Annotated in this window: 12 protein-coding genes; 10 read left to right on the top strand and 2 right to left on the bottom strand. The window is 70.6% G+C overall.

Going from position 1 to position 14,338, the window contains the following annotated elements; genetic code table 11:
• The first annotated feature begins 24 nt into the window (after positions 1 to 24).
• The 5 genes from EV193_RS15710 (at position 25) to EV193_RS15730 (ending at position 8,238) form a co-directional block, all read left to right on the top strand.
• The gene (locus EV193_RS15710) at positions 25 to 3,402 is read left to right on the top strand and encodes a pyruvate carboxylase (RefSeq protein ID WP_130344843.1); all 3,378 of its coding nucleotides are present in this window, start codon (positions 25 to 27) and stop codon (positions 3,400 to 3,402) included.
• A 28-nt stretch (positions 3,403 to 3,430) separates the two neighbouring features.
• A complete protein-coding gene (locus EV193_RS15715; RefSeq protein WP_130344844.1) occupies positions 3,431 to 3,988 on the top strand; it encodes a GNAT family N-acetyltransferase in 558 nt (185 codons plus the stop codon).
• Positions 3,989 to 4,369: 381 nt separating this feature from the next.
• On the top strand, positions 4,370 to 5,803 hold the full coding sequence (locus EV193_RS15720; RefSeq protein ID WP_207222651.1) for a S8 family peptidase: 1,434 nt from the start codon (positions 4,370 to 4,372) through the stop codon (positions 5,801 to 5,803).
• Between the two features lie 75 nt (positions 5,804 to 5,878).
• Positions 5,879 to 6,700 carry an arginase family protein gene (locus tag EV193_RS15725; RefSeq protein WP_130344846.1) on the top strand — a complete coding sequence of 274 codons (822 nt, stop codon included), beginning with the start codon at positions 5,879 to 5,881 and terminating at the stop codon, positions 6,698 to 6,700.
• Positions 6,697 to 8,238, top strand: coding sequence for an adenylate/guanylate cyclase domain-containing protein (locus tag EV193_RS15730; protein ID WP_242613408.1), 1,542 nt, complete (start codon positions 6,697 to 6,699; stop codon positions 8,236 to 8,238). The genes EV193_RS15725 and EV193_RS15730 overlap by 4 nt, the downstream gene beginning before the upstream one ends.
• Before the next feature lie 109 nt (positions 8,239 to 8,347).
• Here EV193_RS15730 and EV193_RS15735 read toward each other — a convergent pair whose 3' ends face one another.
• Positions 8,348 to 10,468: a HelD family protein gene (locus tag EV193_RS15735; protein ID WP_130344848.1), complete on the bottom strand. Its 2,121-nt coding sequence runs from the start codon at positions 10,466 to 10,468 to the stop codon at positions 8,348 to 8,350.
• A gap of 114 nt (positions 10,469 to 10,582) precedes the next feature.
• Here EV193_RS15735 and EV193_RS15740 point away from each other — a divergent pair, with 114 nt between their 5' ends.
• Genes EV193_RS15740 through coaD form a run of 3 tightly spaced genes read left to right on the top strand, consistent with a single transcriptional unit; the run spans position 10,583 to position 12,446 of the window.
• Positions 10,583 to 11,293: an SDR family oxidoreductase gene (locus tag EV193_RS15740; RefSeq protein ID WP_130344849.1), complete on the top strand. Its 711-nt coding sequence runs from the start codon at positions 10,583 to 10,585 to the stop codon at positions 11,291 to 11,293.
• 23 nt (positions 11,294 to 11,316) lie between these two features.
• The gene (gene rsmD / locus EV193_RS15745) at positions 11,317 to 11,895 is read left to right on the top strand and encodes a 16S rRNA (guanine(966)-N(2))-methyltransferase RsmD (RefSeq protein WP_130344850.1); all 579 of its coding nucleotides are present in this window, start codon (positions 11,317 to 11,319) and stop codon (positions 11,893 to 11,895) included.
• A gap of 53 nt (positions 11,896 to 11,948) precedes the next feature.
• Positions 11,949 to 12,446, top strand: a complete 498-nt coding sequence (gene coaD, locus EV193_RS15750; RefSeq protein ID WP_130344851.1) for a pantetheine-phosphate adenylyltransferase — start codon at positions 11,949 to 11,951, stop codon at positions 12,444 to 12,446.
• Here the strand turns inward: coaD and EV193_RS15755 are convergent.
• Positions 12,441 to 12,902: a GNAT family N-acetyltransferase gene (locus tag EV193_RS15755; protein WP_130344852.1), complete on the bottom strand. Its 462-nt coding sequence runs from the start codon at positions 12,900 to 12,902 to the stop codon at positions 12,441 to 12,443. The two genes, coaD and EV193_RS15755, sit on opposite strands and share 6 nt — an antisense overlap.
• 88 nt (positions 12,903 to 12,990) lie before the next feature.
• Here EV193_RS15755 and EV193_RS15760 point away from each other — a divergent pair, with 88 nt between their 5' ends.
• Positions 12,991 to 13,416, top strand: a complete 426-nt coding sequence (locus EV193_RS15760; protein WP_130344853.1) for a guanyl-specific ribonuclease — start codon at positions 12,991 to 12,993, stop codon at positions 13,414 to 13,416.
• A 123-nt stretch (positions 13,417 to 13,539) separates the two neighbouring features.
• A complete protein-coding gene (locus tag EV193_RS15765) occupies positions 13,540 to 14,265 on the top strand; it encodes an SPFH domain-containing protein (protein WP_130344854.1) in 726 nt (241 codons plus the stop codon).
• The last annotated feature ends 73 nt before the right edge of the window (positions 14,266 to 14,338 follow it).

The following is a 14,338-nucleotide window of genomic DNA, read 5'->3' on the forward strand; positions in this document are numbered from 1 at the left end:
GAACTTACCGGGAGGTAGGCCCGCATGTTCCGCAAGGTGCTCGTCGCCAATCGAGGCGAGATCGCGATCCGCGCCTTTCGCGCCGGCTACGAGCTGGGCGCCGGGACCGTCGCGGTGTTCCCGCACGAGGACCGCAACTCGCTGCACCGGATGAAGGCCGACGAGGCGTACGAGATCGGTGAGCCGGGCCATCCGGTTCGCGCCTACCTGTCCGTCGACGAGATCATCAAGGCGGCCAAGCGGGGCAAGGCGGACGCGGTCTACCCGGGTTACGGCTTCCTGTCCGAGAACCCGGACCTGGCCAAGGCGTGCGAGGACGCGGGCATCACGTTCGTCGGCCCGAGCACCGAGATCCTGGAGCTGACCGGCAACAAGGCGCGCGCGGTCGCGGCCGCGCGCGAGGCCGGCGTCCCCGTGCTCAAGTCGTCGGCACCATCGTCCGATGTGGACGAACTGGTGGCCGCCGCCGAGGAGATCGGGTTCCCGATCTTCGCCAAGGCCGTCGCCGGCGGCGGTGGCCGCGGTATGCGCCGGGTGGAGACGGCGGGCGCGTTGCGCGAGTCGCTGGAAGCCGCCATGCGCGAGGCGGAATCCGCCTTCGGTGACCCGACGATGTTCCTCGAGCAGGCGGTGGTCGAGCCGCGGCACATCGAGGTGCAGATCCTCGCCGACGGCGAGGGCAACGTGATCCACCTCTTCGAGCGCGACTGCTCGATGCAGCGCCGCCACCAGAAGGTCATCGAGATCGCGCCGGCGCCGAACCTGCCGGAGGAGACCCGCGAGCGGATCTGTGCCGACGCGGTGAAGTTCGCCAGGCAGATCAACTACCGCAACGCCGGCACCGTGGAGTTCCTGCTCGACAAGCGCGGCCAGCACGTGTTCATCGAGATGAACCCGCGCATCCAGGTCGAGCACACGGTCACCGAGGAGGTCACCGACGTCGACCTGGTGCAGTCGCAGCTGCGTATCGCGGCGGGGGAGACGCTGGCGGACCTCGGTCTGCGGCAGGAGGACATGCGCCTGCGCGGTGCCGCGCTGCAGTGCCGGATCACCACCGAGGATCCGGCCAACGGATTCCGCCCGGACACCGGGATGATCAGCGCGTACCGCTCGCCGGGCGGCGCGGGCGTGCGGCTGGACGGTGGCACCTCGCACGCCGGTACGGAGATCAGCGCGCATTTCGACTCGATGCTGGTGAAGCTGTCCTGCCGGGGTCGCACGTTCCAGGCTGCCGTGGCGCGGGCGCGCCGGGCGGTCGCGGAGTTCCGCATCCGGGGCGTGGCCACGAACATCCCGTTCCTGCAGGCCGTGCTGGACGACCCGGACTTCATCGCCGGCAACATCACCACGTCGTTCATCGAGCAGCGGCCGCACCTGTTGACCGCTCGCCACTCGGCCGACCGCGGCACCCGGCTGCTGACCTACCTGGCCGACGTGACGGTCAACAAGCCGAACGGCGACCGGCCGAAAACCCTTGCGCCGGAAGAGAAACTCCCGCCGGTGGACCTCACGGTCGATCCGCCGGACGGCTCCAAGCAGAAGCTGGTCGAGCTGGGGCCGGAGGGCTTCGCGCGGTGGCTGCGCGAGCAGAAGGCGGTCGGCGTCACCGACACCACGTTCCGCGACGCGCACCAGTCGCTGCTGGCCACCCGGGTGCGCACCAAGGACATGCTGGCCGTCGCGCCGCACGTGGCGCGGCTGACCCCGGAGCTGCTGTCGCTGGAGTGCTGGGGCGGCGCGACCTACGACGTGGCGCTGCGCTTCCTGGCCGAGAACCCGTGGGAGCGGCTGGAAAGGCTGCGCGAGGCGGTGCCGAACATCTGCCTGCAGATGCTGCTTCGCGGGCGCAACACGGTGGGGTACACGCCGTACCCGACCGAGGTGACACAGTCCTTTGTGGACGAAGCAACCAAGACCGGCATCGACATCTTCCGGATCTTCGACGCGCTCAACGACGTCGAGCAGATGCGCCCGGCGATCCAGGCGGTCCGGGAGACCGGCACGGCGGTCGCCGAGGTGGCACTGTGCTACACGGCCGACCTCGCCGACCCCGGCGAGCGACTGTACACATTGGACTACTACCTGAAACTCGCCGAGCAGATCGTGGGCGCCGGCGCGCACGTGCTGGCGATCAAGGACATGGCCGGGCTGCTCCGCCCGCCGGCCGCGGCACGGCTGGTTTCCGCGCTGCGCAAGGAATTCGACCTTCCCGTGCACCTGCACACGCACGACACGGCCGGCGGTCAGCTGGCCACCTACCTGGCCGCGATCCAGTCCGGTGTGGACGCCGTGGACGGTGCGACCGCGTCGCTGGCCGGCACCACGTCGCAGCCGCCGCTGTCGGCGATCGTGGCGGCGACCGACCACGGCGAGCGGGAGACCGGGCTGTCGCTGCAGGCGGTGTCGGACTTCGAGCCGTACTGGGAGCTGGTGCGCAAGGTGTACAAGCCGTTCGAGGCGGGCCTGCCGTCGCCGACCGGCCGCGTGTACCACCACGAGATCCCCGGCGGGCAGTTGTCGAACCTGCGCACCCAGGCGATCGCGCTCGGGCTCGGCGACCGGTTCGAGGAGATCGAGTCGATGTACGCCGCGGCCGACCGGATGCTCGGGCGGCTGGTGAAGGTCACGCCGTCCTCGAAGGTGGTCGGTGACCTGGCGCTGCACCTCGTGGGCGCCGGTGTGGACCCGAAGGAGTTCGAGGAGAACCCGCGCCGGTTCGACATCCCGGACTCGGTGATCGGCTTCCTGCACGGCGAGCTGGGCGATCCGGCGGGCGGATGGCCGGAACCCTTCCGTACCAAGGCTTTGGAGGGGCGCAAGGCGCACAAGGGGGTCACCGAGCTGACCGCCGAGGAGCGCGAGGGGCTGGAGTCCGACCGGCGCGGCACGCTGAACCGGCTGCTGTTTCCCGGGCCCACCAAGGAGTTCGTGGCGCACCGGGAGCAGTTCGGCGACACCAGCGTGCTGCCGACCAAGGACTTCTTCTACGGCATCGAGCCGCGCAAGGAGTACCCGGTCGACCTGGAGCCCGGCGTGCGCCTGCTGTTCGAGCTGGAGGCGATCGGCGACGCCGACGAGCGCGGCATCCGCACGGTGATGGCCACGCTGAACGGCCAGCTGCGCCCGATCCAGGTGCGCGACCGCTCGGTCGCGTCCGACCTTCCGGTGGCGGAGAAGGCCGATCGGACCAACGCCGGTCACGTGGCCGCGCCGTTCGCCGGCGTGGTGACGCTGCAGGTGGGCGAGGGCGACGCGGTGGAGGCCGGCGCGACGGTCGCGACCATCGAGGCGATGAAGATGGAGGCCGCGATCACCGCGCCCAAGGCGGGTCGGGTGTCGCGCGTGGCGATCGGTGCCGTGCAGCAGGTCGAGGGCGGAGATCTCCTCGTCGTCCTGGAGTGACGGGCCTGGGACCGATAGGGTCAGCCGAGTGCTGCCGATCGAGACCGCCCGGCTGACGCTTCGCGCGTTCGTCGAGGAGGACCTCAAGCCACTGTTCGACATCCAATGCCGCCCGGACGTCACCCGGTACCTGATGTGGGAGCCGCGGTCGCTGGACGAGGTGCGCGAGTCGCTTGCCGAGAAGATCACCAACCGGGCGCCGTCGCGGGACGGTGACGTGCTGAGCATCGCGGTGGTGCTCCGGGAGACCGGCGAGCTGCTCGGCGACCTCACGCTGTTCTACCGGTCGCAGGAGAGCGCACAGGTCGAGATCGGCTTCGTGTTCCACCCGAGGTTCCAGGGCAAGGGGTACGCGACCGAGGCGTCGCGCGAACTGGTGCGCCTGGCGTTCGAGGAGTTCGGCGCGCATCGGGCGTTCGGCCGGGCGGACGCGCGCAACACCGCGTCGTGCCGGCTGATGGAGCGGCTCGGCTTGCGGCGCGAGGCGCACCTGCGCGAGAACGAGTACCTCAAGGGTGAGTGGACCGACGAGGTGGTCTACGCGATGCTCGCGTCGGAGTGGGTGGGCCGCACTACCGGGCAGTGACCTCCCGGTCGCCGAATCGTTATCTTCCGGCCACGAACGAATCCATTCCATGGGATTCACATTCATGTTTTCGCATGCCCGGATAACGCGTGCGGCTGTTCGGCTCGAATAGCCGCACACGCGGGTTTCGCCCGTTTACGCATCGACTTGCCGGATATCGACCGGTCGTGTCTGAACTGGGCGTTTTGCCTGCGTGTGCGAGCGCGAACCGGTGATAACGGCGCGTACTCACGTCGGCTCGGCGCGTGATGGACGCTTCTCGTGAAGCGGGAGCTTCACTACTTTTGTCGGTACCGATCGCGCGCATACGGTATTTGTCTGAGTACGACACCGCCGCCGGGGCTATGGCGGCTGGTGCCCCCTGCACCGAAAGGAAATACCGTGAAGCGAAAGGTTCTCGTGGCCGCCCTCTCGGCTGCCGCGGTCGCCGGTGGCGTCCTCTCCGTCGCCATTCCGGCATCCGCGGACCCCGCCGAGGCCGCGGCGCCCGCGAAGGGTGCTCGCTTGATCGTCGGCTACAAGGCGGCGACCCCCAAGTCGGCCGACGACAACGTCGCGTCCGCCGACGTGTCCACCCGCAGCACCGACACCGGCGCCAAGTTCTCGCGCCGCACCGGGACCGGCGCGGTCGTGGTGGACCTCGGCACCTCGGACCCGGCCAAGGTCGACGCCAGCATCAAGCGCTTCCAGGCCGACCCGGACGTGGAGTACGTCGAGGTCGACCGCCGGGTGCACCGGCAGGCCCTGGCGCCGGCGCAGAAGCCGGGCGAGAAGCCCAACGACACCGAGTACGGCCGGCAGTGGGACCTGTACGAGGAGAAGGCCGGCATGAACGTGCCGGGCGCGTGGGCCTCCACGACCGGCAAGGACGTCGTCGTCGCGGTGATCGACACCGGCTACGTGAAGCACTCCGAGCTGGAGTCCAAGATCGTCCCCGGCTACGACTTCATCTCCGACAAGGAGGTCGGCGTCGACGGTGACGGCCGCGACGCCGACCCGAGCGACCCCGGCGACTGGTACGCCGACGGCGAGTGCGGCGAGGAGAAGGGCGGCGACTCGTCCTGGCACGGCACGCACGTCGCGGGCACCATCGCGGCGGCGACCAACAACAAGGCGGGCATCGCGGGTATCGCCTACGACGCGAAGATCCAGCCGATCCGCGTGCTGGGCAAGTGCGGCGGCTCCGGTGCGGACATCGCCGACGCGATCACCTGGGCCTCCGGCGGCAAGGTGGGCAACGTGCCGGCCAACAAGACGCCGGCCAAGGTGATCAACCTGAGCCTCGGCGGCGCGGGCCGGTGCGACAACACCACGCAGCGCGCGATCAACGGCGCGGTGCAGCGCGGCACGACCGTCGTGGTCGCGGCCGGCAACTCCAACTCCGACGTGGCCAACTTCCACCCGGCCAACTGCGGCAACGTGGTCTCGGTGGCGGCCAGCAGCCGTGCGGGCGACCGGGCGTTCTACTCGAACTTCGGCAAGCTGATCGACCTGGCCGCGCCGGGTGGCGAGAACCGCAAGGCGACCGACCCGCCGGGCACCATCACCACTCCGGAGAACGGGATCTGGTCCACGCTGAACGACGGCGACAAGACCCCGGGCAAGGAGAACTACGAGCCGTACATGGGTACCAGCATGGCGGCGCCGCACATCGCGGGCCTCGCCGCGCTGATGTACGGCAAGAAGGCGGACATCACGCCGGCCCAGGTGGAGGAGGCGCTCAAGAAGAACGTGCGCCCGCTGCCCGGTCAGTGTGAGGGCGGTTGCGGCGCCGGCCTCGCCGACGCCACCAAGACCGTGGGTGCTGTGAAGTAGCAGGTACGACACAAGAACGGGGTCCGGCACCAGCCGGGCCCCGTTTTCGTCACGATCTACGGCACACTGGGCGGCATGATCGTGCACGCTGTTCCGCAACGCCGTGGCGCACTGGTGGACGCCGCGGCCGGCTTACCGGCCGGGTGTCGCGCGCTCGCGCGCCTCGCCGGCGAGGTGCTGGGTACCGGCGTCCATGAGATCCCGGTGTCCGATGTGGACAGTCCGCGCGACGGTGGGATCGCCAACCGCGACGCGCTGCTCGACACCCGCGCCGTGCACGCGGCCACACTTTCCGATGTGGACGAGCCGGTGCTGACCATCGGCGGCGACTGCTCGGTGGACCAGGTCCCGATCGTCCGCGCGCGCCGCGAACACGGGCCGGGGCTCGCGGTTGTGTGGTTCGACGCGCACGCGGACCTCAACACGCCGAAGTCCTCGCCGTCGGGGGCCTACCACGGCATGGTGCTGCGCTCGATCATCGGCGACGGCGACCCGGAGTTCACCGCCGATCCTGGGGTGGACCGTCTGCGTGTGGCGCTCGCCGGCAGCCGCAGCCTCGACCCGGCGGAGCGCGAACTGGCCGGCGCGAACAGGCCGATCCCGATCCTGGACCGGCACGAGGTGCCCGGTCTGGCCGAGCACCTCGGGCGCCGAGGCCCGCGTCAGGTGTACGTGCACATCGACCTCGACGTGCTCGACCCCGGCGAGTTCGGCGGCATGACCTACCCGGAGCCGGACGGCTGGAGCGTGTCCGACCTGGTGGACGCCGTGCGCGGTCTGAGTCCACAATGGACGGTCGTAGGCGCTGCGGTCACCGAGTGCGTCACCTCCGACGCCGCCGAGCTGCGCGTGCTCGCCCCACTACTCGAGGTGCTCGGCGAGGTGCTGCACCGGTGACCGCCGAGCGCGGGGCGCGTCCGCTCGGCTCCCGGCTGCTCGGCCGGCGTGTCGAGTCCGGTGCCCGGCTGCGCGCGCGAGTGCAGACGCTGCTGACCCTGTCACTGCTGATCGCCAACCTGGTCGGCGCGGTGATCGCCATCGTGCTGCTCGCGTGGGTGCTGCCTGGGCCCAGCATCGTCGCCGCGTACGGCTGGGCGTTGATGCTCGGCGGCCCGCTCGCCTACGTCGCGGTCGCCACGCTGGTCGGCCTGGTGTGGATCACCCGGCGCGCGTTCTCCGCGCTGCACTGGGCCAGGGAGGAACGCGAGCCGCAGCCGCACGAACAGCGCGCGACGCTGCGGCTGCCGTTCCGGCTCACCGTCATGCAGGTCGCCCTGTGGGTGGCCGCCGTCCTGCTGTTCGGCGGAGCGGCGTTGGTGGCCGACCCGGACGTGGCACCCAAGATCATCGTCACGACCGCGATCACCGGGTTCGTGGTCGCCGCGAACTGCTACCTGCTCAGCGAGCTGTTCCTGCGGCCGTACGCGGCGCTCGCGCTGTCCGGTGAGTCGCCGGACGGGCGGCGGCGCAGCGGCGTCACCGTGCGGATCATGCTGACCTGGGCGCTCGGCGCCTGTGCGCCGGTGATCGGGCTGATGCTCGGCGCGGTGCTGGTGTGGACGCGCGGCGGTGTCACGCCGGTGCAGTTGTCGGTCACGATCCTGGTGGTCGGCGTGGTGATCCTGGCGTTCGGCTCGCTGCTGATGTTTCTCGTCGCGAGTGCGGTCGTGGCGCCGGTGCGCGCGGTGCGGCAGGCGATGGCCCGGGTGGCCCGTGGTGACCTGGACACCGAGGTGGTGGTGTTCGACGGCACCGAGCTCGGCCAGCTCCAGGCCGGGTTCAACCAGATGGCCGCCGGTCTTCGCGAGCGCGAGCGGATCAGGGACCTGTTCGGCCGGCACGTCGGGCAGGCGGTCGCGCGCTCGGCGTTGTCCCGCGAGGTGGAGATGGGCGGCGAGGAACGGGACGTCGCGGTGCTGTTCGTCGACGTCGTCGGCTCCACCACGATGGCCGCCACGCTGCCGCCGACCGACGTCGTGACACTGCTGAACCGGTTCTTCACGGTCGTCGTGGACGAGGTCGACCGGCACGACGGGCTGATCAACAAGTTCGAGGGCGACGCGGCACTGGCGATCTTCGGCGCGCCACACGAGCTGGACGACAACGCGGGCGCGGCACTCGCGGCCGCACGGGCGATGGCCACTCGGCTGCGCGCCGAGGTGCCGGAGTGTCAGGCCGGGATCGGCGTCGCGGCCGGGCGCGCGGTCGCCGGCAACATCGGCGACGAGAAGCGGTTCGAGTACACGGTGATCGGTGACCCGGTGAACGAGGCCGCGCGGCTCACCGAACTGGCGAAGTCCGTGCCGGGCATGCTCGTCGCGTCGATGCGCGCGGTGTCGCTGGCCGGCGAGGAGGAGGCGAGCCGGTGGCGCGCGGGGGACGAGATCACCCTGCGCGGCCGCACTGCTCCGACCCTGCTGGCGACGCCGGTGTAGTGCCCGGCGTCCACCACGGCGGCCAGCAGGCGCCGCGCGGCCGTCAGGGGTTGGCCGGGTTCCTGTCGCCGGCGCCCGGCGAAATGGAAGGAATTCGTGCCAGTTCCGTTCAGGTAGGCCAGTTCGCGTCACGCGCGAGCACGGTCAGCCGCTGGGTCGCCCGGGTGAGCGCCACGTACAGCACGCGCGGCCCGGTGGTCGACTCGGCGATGAGCGAGTCCGGGTCGACCAGCACCACGCCGTCGTACTCCAAACCCTTGGCGGACAAGCCGTCCAGCACGTGCAGCCGGTCCCCGTAGTCGTTCCCGTCGAACCCGGCGAGCCAGTCGCGCACGGTGTCGATCCGGTCCAGCGACGCGATCACACCGACGGTCCCGTCCACGTCGTTCAGCATCTCCCGCACGGCGTCCACAGTGGACGATCGAGGGTCCACTGTGGACAGTTGGCCGACGCGCGGGGTGACCTCGGTACGCCGCACCGCCTCCGGCAGCTCGTCCGGCCTGGCGACATCGGCGACCACCCGCGCGGCCAACTCGAAGATCTCCGCCGAGTTGCGGTAGTTCGTGCGCAGGGTGAACCGGCGGTGCGTGCTGCGAGCGCCCAGCGCGGAGGTACGTGCCCGGTCGGCCTCGTCGGTGTCCGGCCACGAACTCTGCACCGGGTCGCCGACCACCGTCCAGCTCGCGTACTTGCCCCGGCGGCCCACCATCCGCCACTGCATGGGGGAGAGGTCCTGCGACTCGTCCACCACGATGTGCGAGTACTCGTCGTAGTTGTCCGGCCGGCGCGGTCCGGAGCCGCGCTCGTACTCCGCGTCCGGCGCGCGCCGCCTGCGCTTGGGCGGCGGGCCGATCAGCACCCGCAGCTCGTCCAGCAGCGCGACGTCCGACGTGGACGGTCCGGCGGCCGGGTCGGCCCACGACTCGGCGAGCCGCCGCCGCTCCTCCGGCGAGAACAGCCGCCCGGCCGCGTGGCGGAGCGTGGCGTCGTGGGACAGCCAGCTCAACACCTCCGAGGGGCTCAACACCGGCCACCAGACGACCACGAACCGGTGGAAGTCCAGCCGCTCGCCGAGGTCCTGGAGCAGCTCCTTGCGGGTCGTGAAGAAGCCGGGCACCTCGTCGGCGAGGAACGCCTCCGCCTTGCGCCACAACGCTTCCAGCAACGCCTCGGCGGCGTCCACCCGGGACCGGTTGGGCGGCCGGCCGGTGGCGTGCAACGACTTGCGCACGGCGGCCAGATCGGCCGCGTCGAGCCGCAGCACCTGTCCCTTGTAGACGATCCGCAGCTGTTCCGGCGCGTCCGGCGGAGTGTCCCGGATGACCCGCTTGAGCAGTCGCCGCATGCGCAGCGAACCCTTGATCGCCGCCGTCTCCGGCGGATCGACGCGGGTCGCCTTCACGCCGTCGAGCACCTCGCCGAGCGCGCGCAGTTCCACGGTGTCCTCGCCCATGGACGGCAGCACGCGGGAGATGTAGGAGGTGAACGCCGTCGACGGTCCGACCACGAGCACGCCGGCGCCGCCGAGCCTGCGGCGCTCGGAGTACAGCAGGTAGGCCACGCGGTGCAGCGCGACGGCGGTCTTGCCGGTGCCAGGGCCGCCGGTGATCTCGGTGACGCCCCGCCACGGCGCGCGGATCACCTCGTCCTGTTCCTTCTGGATGGTGGCCACGATGTCGCGCATCGTCGCGCCGCGCGCCCGGTTCAGCGACGCCATCAGCGCGCCCTCGCCGACCACCCGCATGTCCGCCGGCTGCAGGTCCGGCTGCAACAGGTCGTCGTCGATGGCCACGACCTGCTGGCCGGTGGAGCGGATCACCCTGCGGCGCACCACGTCCTCGGGCTGCTCGGCGGTCGCCCGGTAGAACGCGCCGGCCGCCGGTGCGCGCCAGTCGGTCACCAGGTTGTCGAACTCGGCGTCGCGCACGCCGAGCCGGCCGACGTACATGCGCTCACCGTCGGTGAGGTCGAGGCGGCCGAACACCAACCCCTCGTGCTCGCTCTCCAGGGTCTGCAGGATCCGGTTGGCGTAGCCGACCATGACGTCGCGCTCGTAGAGCATCGCCGCCTGCTCGAACACCGCCTCGTTGCGGGCACCGTGGGACAGGCGGTCACCCCGGTCCCGCATGGCTGCCGCCTCGGCGCGCAGTTCGTCCACGCGCGTGTAAACACGATCGACGTGCCGCTGTTCGACGGCGATCTCGTCGGTGTGCACGGAGTTGTCCGTCACGCGTCCTCTTTCGGGCCTTCCGATACGCACGAAGAAGATGACGGTACTTGACCTGGCGTGCGCTCCAGCGTGCAGGATCACCGATCACAACGGTAGATCACCGAGAGGATTCAGTTGACTGACGCATCGCATCCGGCGGCTCCGGTCACGCTCGTCACCGGCGGCAGTACGGGTATCGGAGCCGCGACCGTCAAGAGGCTGGTCGCCGCCGGGCACCGGGTGGCCTACACCGGCCGGAACCGGGAGCGGCTCGCCGTCGCGGCCGGCGAGATCGGCCGGGCGGACCTGACGCTGCCGATCATCGCCGACGCGGGAGAGTACGACGCCGTCCAGGCGGCGGTCACCGAGACCGTCGACCGGTTCGGCCGGTTGGACCACGTCGTCGCCAACGCGGGGTTCGCCGTGTTCGACGGCCTCGCCGACGCGGACCCGCTGGCACTCAAGGACATGGTGCTGACCAACGTGCTCGGCCCGGCGCTGCTGATCAAGGCCGCGCTGCCCGCCCTCAAGGAGAACCGCGGACGCGTCGTGCTCGTCGGCAGCGTGGCCGGCTTCAAGAACTCGCCCGGCAACTTCTACGGCGTGACCAAGTGGGCGGTGACCGCACTGGCCGAGAACACCCGCATGCAGCTCACCGAGCACGGCGTCGGCGTCACGCTCATCGCTCCCGGCCGGGTGGACACCCCGTTCTGGTCCGAAGGTGCGCCCGACGGTCAGATGTTGACCGCCGACCACATCGCCGACGCCATCGCGTGGGCCATCGGCCAACCCGACGGCGTCGACATCAACACGGTCGTCGTCCGCCCCTTCGGCCAGGCGGTCTGACCACCGCCCGGAATACTGTCGGGGTGACACGGATCGTGGCGGGCCTGGCCGGCGGGCGCAGGCTGGACGTGCCGCCGGGCGGTGGCACCCGGCCGACGTCCGACCGGGTGCGCGAGGCGCTGTTCAGCGCGATCGAGGCGGCCGTGGACCTGGACGGCGCCCGGGTGCTGGATCTGTACGCCGGCTCGGGCGCGCTCGGACTGGAGGCGCTGTCCCGCGGTGCCGCGACCGCGACGTTCGTGGAGTCCAACGCGCGGGCGGTGACAGTCCTGCGGCGCAACGTCTCCGCGCTGGGGTTCGACATGCTGGGATCCGACGCCGAGGTGATCACCGGCAAGGTGGAGACCGTGCTGGGCCGTCCCGCCGAGACGTCCTACGACCTGGTGCTCGCCGACCCGCCGTACGCCGTGGCCGACGACGCGCTCGCCGCGGTGCTGACCCTGTTGTCCCGCAACGGGTGGACGGTGGACGGCACGCTGGTCGTGGTCGAGCGGGACCGCCGGTCCGGAGCGCCCGAGTGGCCGGTGCCGCTGCGGCCGTCGCGCACCCGCCGCTACGGCGACACCGAGCTGCACTGGGCCGAGCACCTCACCGAAGAGTGAGCGGGGCCACGGAAGGTCGGACGACCCGTTCTGTCCTGATAGCGTCCGGCTCCATGAGGCGCGCGGTGTGTCCAGGCTCCTACGATCCGCCGACAAACGGCCACGTGGACATCATCGAGAGAGCCGCCGGCCTGTTCGACGAGGTCGTCGTCGCGGTGATGATCAACAAGAGCAAGCGCGGCCTGTTCGTGGTGGACGAGCGGCTGGAGATGCTCGCCGAGATCACCTCGCACCTGCCCAACGTGCGCGTCGACTCGTGGCACGGCCTTCTCGTGCAGTACTGCCAGAAGCACGAGATCCAGGCGATCGTGAAGGGCCTGCGCGCGATCAGCGACTTCGACTACGAGTTGCAGATGGCGCAGATGAACAACCAGCTCACCGGCGTGGAGACACTGTTCATGCCGACCAGCCCGGTGAACAGCTTCCTGTCCAGCTCGCTGGTCAAGGAGGTGGCGACCTACGGCGGCGACGTGGCGCACCTGCTGCCGCCGGTGGTGTACACCAGGCTGGTCAAGCGCCTCGCGGAGAGCGGCGCCGGAAAGCCGTCATGACGCGCCGAGCTTGAGCTTCATGCCGACGTGGCTGGCCACGAAGCCGAGCCGCTCGTAGAACCGGTGGGCGTCGCTCCTGGTGGCGTCGCTGGTGAGCTGGACGATCGCGCAACCGCGCTGCCCGGCCTGCTCGACACACCACTTGATCAGCCGCTGGCCGAGGCCGGTGCCACGCTGGTCGGAGCGCACCCGAACGCCCTCGATCGTGGCGCGGGTGGCACCGAGCCGGGACAGGCCGGTGGTGAAGGTCAACTGCAGGGTGCCGACCACCTCGCCGTTCGCCTCGGCCACCGCGAGCAACTGGTTCGGGTCGGAGTCGATCGCGGCGAACGCGTCGAGGTAGCGCGGGTCGCCGGGGCGCTCCCGGGCGGCGCCGAGGGGGTCGTCGGCCAGCATCGCCACGATCGCCGGGATGTCGGCCGCCGTGGCGCGGCGAATCAGGTGCTCCTGCGTCATACCCAGAGAATGCCACTGCGCGCCACCGCTTTCCGCGAGTTCACGTGCGAGTGGTTGACTGCTCACGGAACGCACCTACGGTCGGGACATGACCAACATCACTTCACGCGCAGCAAGGTCCGCCCTCGCCGTCCTCGTCGCGGTGCTCACCGCACTCGGCCTCGGCACGGCGGCGTACGCCGACACCACGGTGCCCGCCGCGCCGGCCGCGGAGTGCGGAGACACGTCCGGATTCACGGTCGTCCCGTTGAGCCAGCTTCCCCCGGAGGCCACCGACACGGAGAAGCTGATCGAGACGGACGGCCCGTTCCCGTACCCGCAGGACGGCACGGTCTTCCAGAACCGCGAGGGCCTGCTGCCGCAATGTCCGTCCGAGTACTACCACGAGTACACGGTGAAGACGCCCGGCTCCGACGATCGGGGTGCGCGGCGGATCGTGACCGGTGAAGGCGGAGAGCACTTCTACACCAAGGATCACTACGAGACCTTCGTGCTGATCGACCGCGAACGCTGAGCGGCGTGCCGATGGCTGGACACGCCCAGCGAGGTCCACCCGGTCGGGGGGCAGGCGATGCACACTGGTGCGCAGTGTTGACAGTGCGCACCAGTTTGTGTCACCGGGGTGGAGGAGTCTGACGTGTATCGGGTGTTCGAGTCGCTCGACGAGCTCGTCACGATCGTTGAGGAGGCTCGGGGGGTTCCCATGACGTCGGGGTGTGTCGTGCCCCGGGGTGATGTCCTCGAGTTGCTCGACGAGGTCCGTGACGCACTGCCGCCCGAGATGGACGACGCGCAGGACGTCCTTGACCACAAGGCCGAGGTGATCGGCAAGGCCGAGCACCAGGCGCAGCAGACGGTCAGCAAGGCCAACTCCGAGTCGGAGCAGACGCTCGCGGAGGCCAAGGCGGAGGCGGAGCGGATCATCGCCGAAGCCAGGGCGCACGCCGACCGGATGGTCGCCGACGCGCGCCAGGAGGCCGAGCGCACGGTGACCGCGGGCCGCGCCGAGTTCGACGAGTTGGTCGGGCGCTCGCGCACCGAGGCCGAGCGGATGACCCAGGCCGGGCGCGCGTCCTACGAGCGCGCGGTCGAGGAGGGGCGCGACGAGCAGGCGCGCCTGGTCTCGCAGACCGAGGTCGTGCAGGCAGCGCACCTGGAGTCGGCGCGCGTCCTGGACGCCACCTCGGCGGAGTCGGACCGCCAGCGCGCGGAGTGCGACAACTACGTGGACGGCAAGCTCGCCGAATTCGAGGAGCTGCTCGCCAAGACACTGCGCACGGTCGGTACCGGAAGGGTGCACCTGCGCGGCGGCTCGAACGGCGTGCACGCGGCCGCCGCGCCGTTCGACTACGACGATCGCTGACGGGATTTCACCTGAGGCGGGTCGATCGCGTAAGCTGACCCGGTTGGCCGCACGGCAATCGCCAGTTCGCGGC

The sequence above is a fragment of the Herbihabitans rhizosphaerae genome, assembly GCF_004216555.1.
Classification (GTDB): Bacteria; Actinomycetota; Actinomycetes; order Mycobacteriales; family Pseudonocardiaceae; genus Herbihabitans; species Herbihabitans rhizosphaerae.

Excerpts from the sequence above, each read along its gene's own strand:
- EV193_RS15710 (WP_130344843.1), top strand. The coding sequence starts at position 25 with ATGTTCCGCAAGGTGCTCGTCGCCAATCGAGGCGAGATCGCGATCCGC.
- EV193_RS15725 (WP_130344846.1), top strand. The coding sequence starts at position 5,879 with ATGATCGTGCACGCTGTTCCGCAACGCCGTGGCGCACTGGTGGACGCC.
- coaD (WP_130344851.1), top strand. The coding sequence starts at position 11,949 with ATGAGGCGCGCGGTGTGTCCAGGCTCCTACGATCCGCCGACAAACGGC.
- EV193_RS15755 (WP_130344852.1), bottom strand. The coding sequence starts at position 12,902 with ATGACGCAGGAGCACCTGATTCGCCGCGCCACGGCGGCCGACATCCCG.
- EV193_RS15760 (WP_130344853.1), top strand. The coding sequence starts at position 12,991 with ATGACCAACATCACTTCACGCGCAGCAAGGTCCGCCCTCGCCGTCCTC.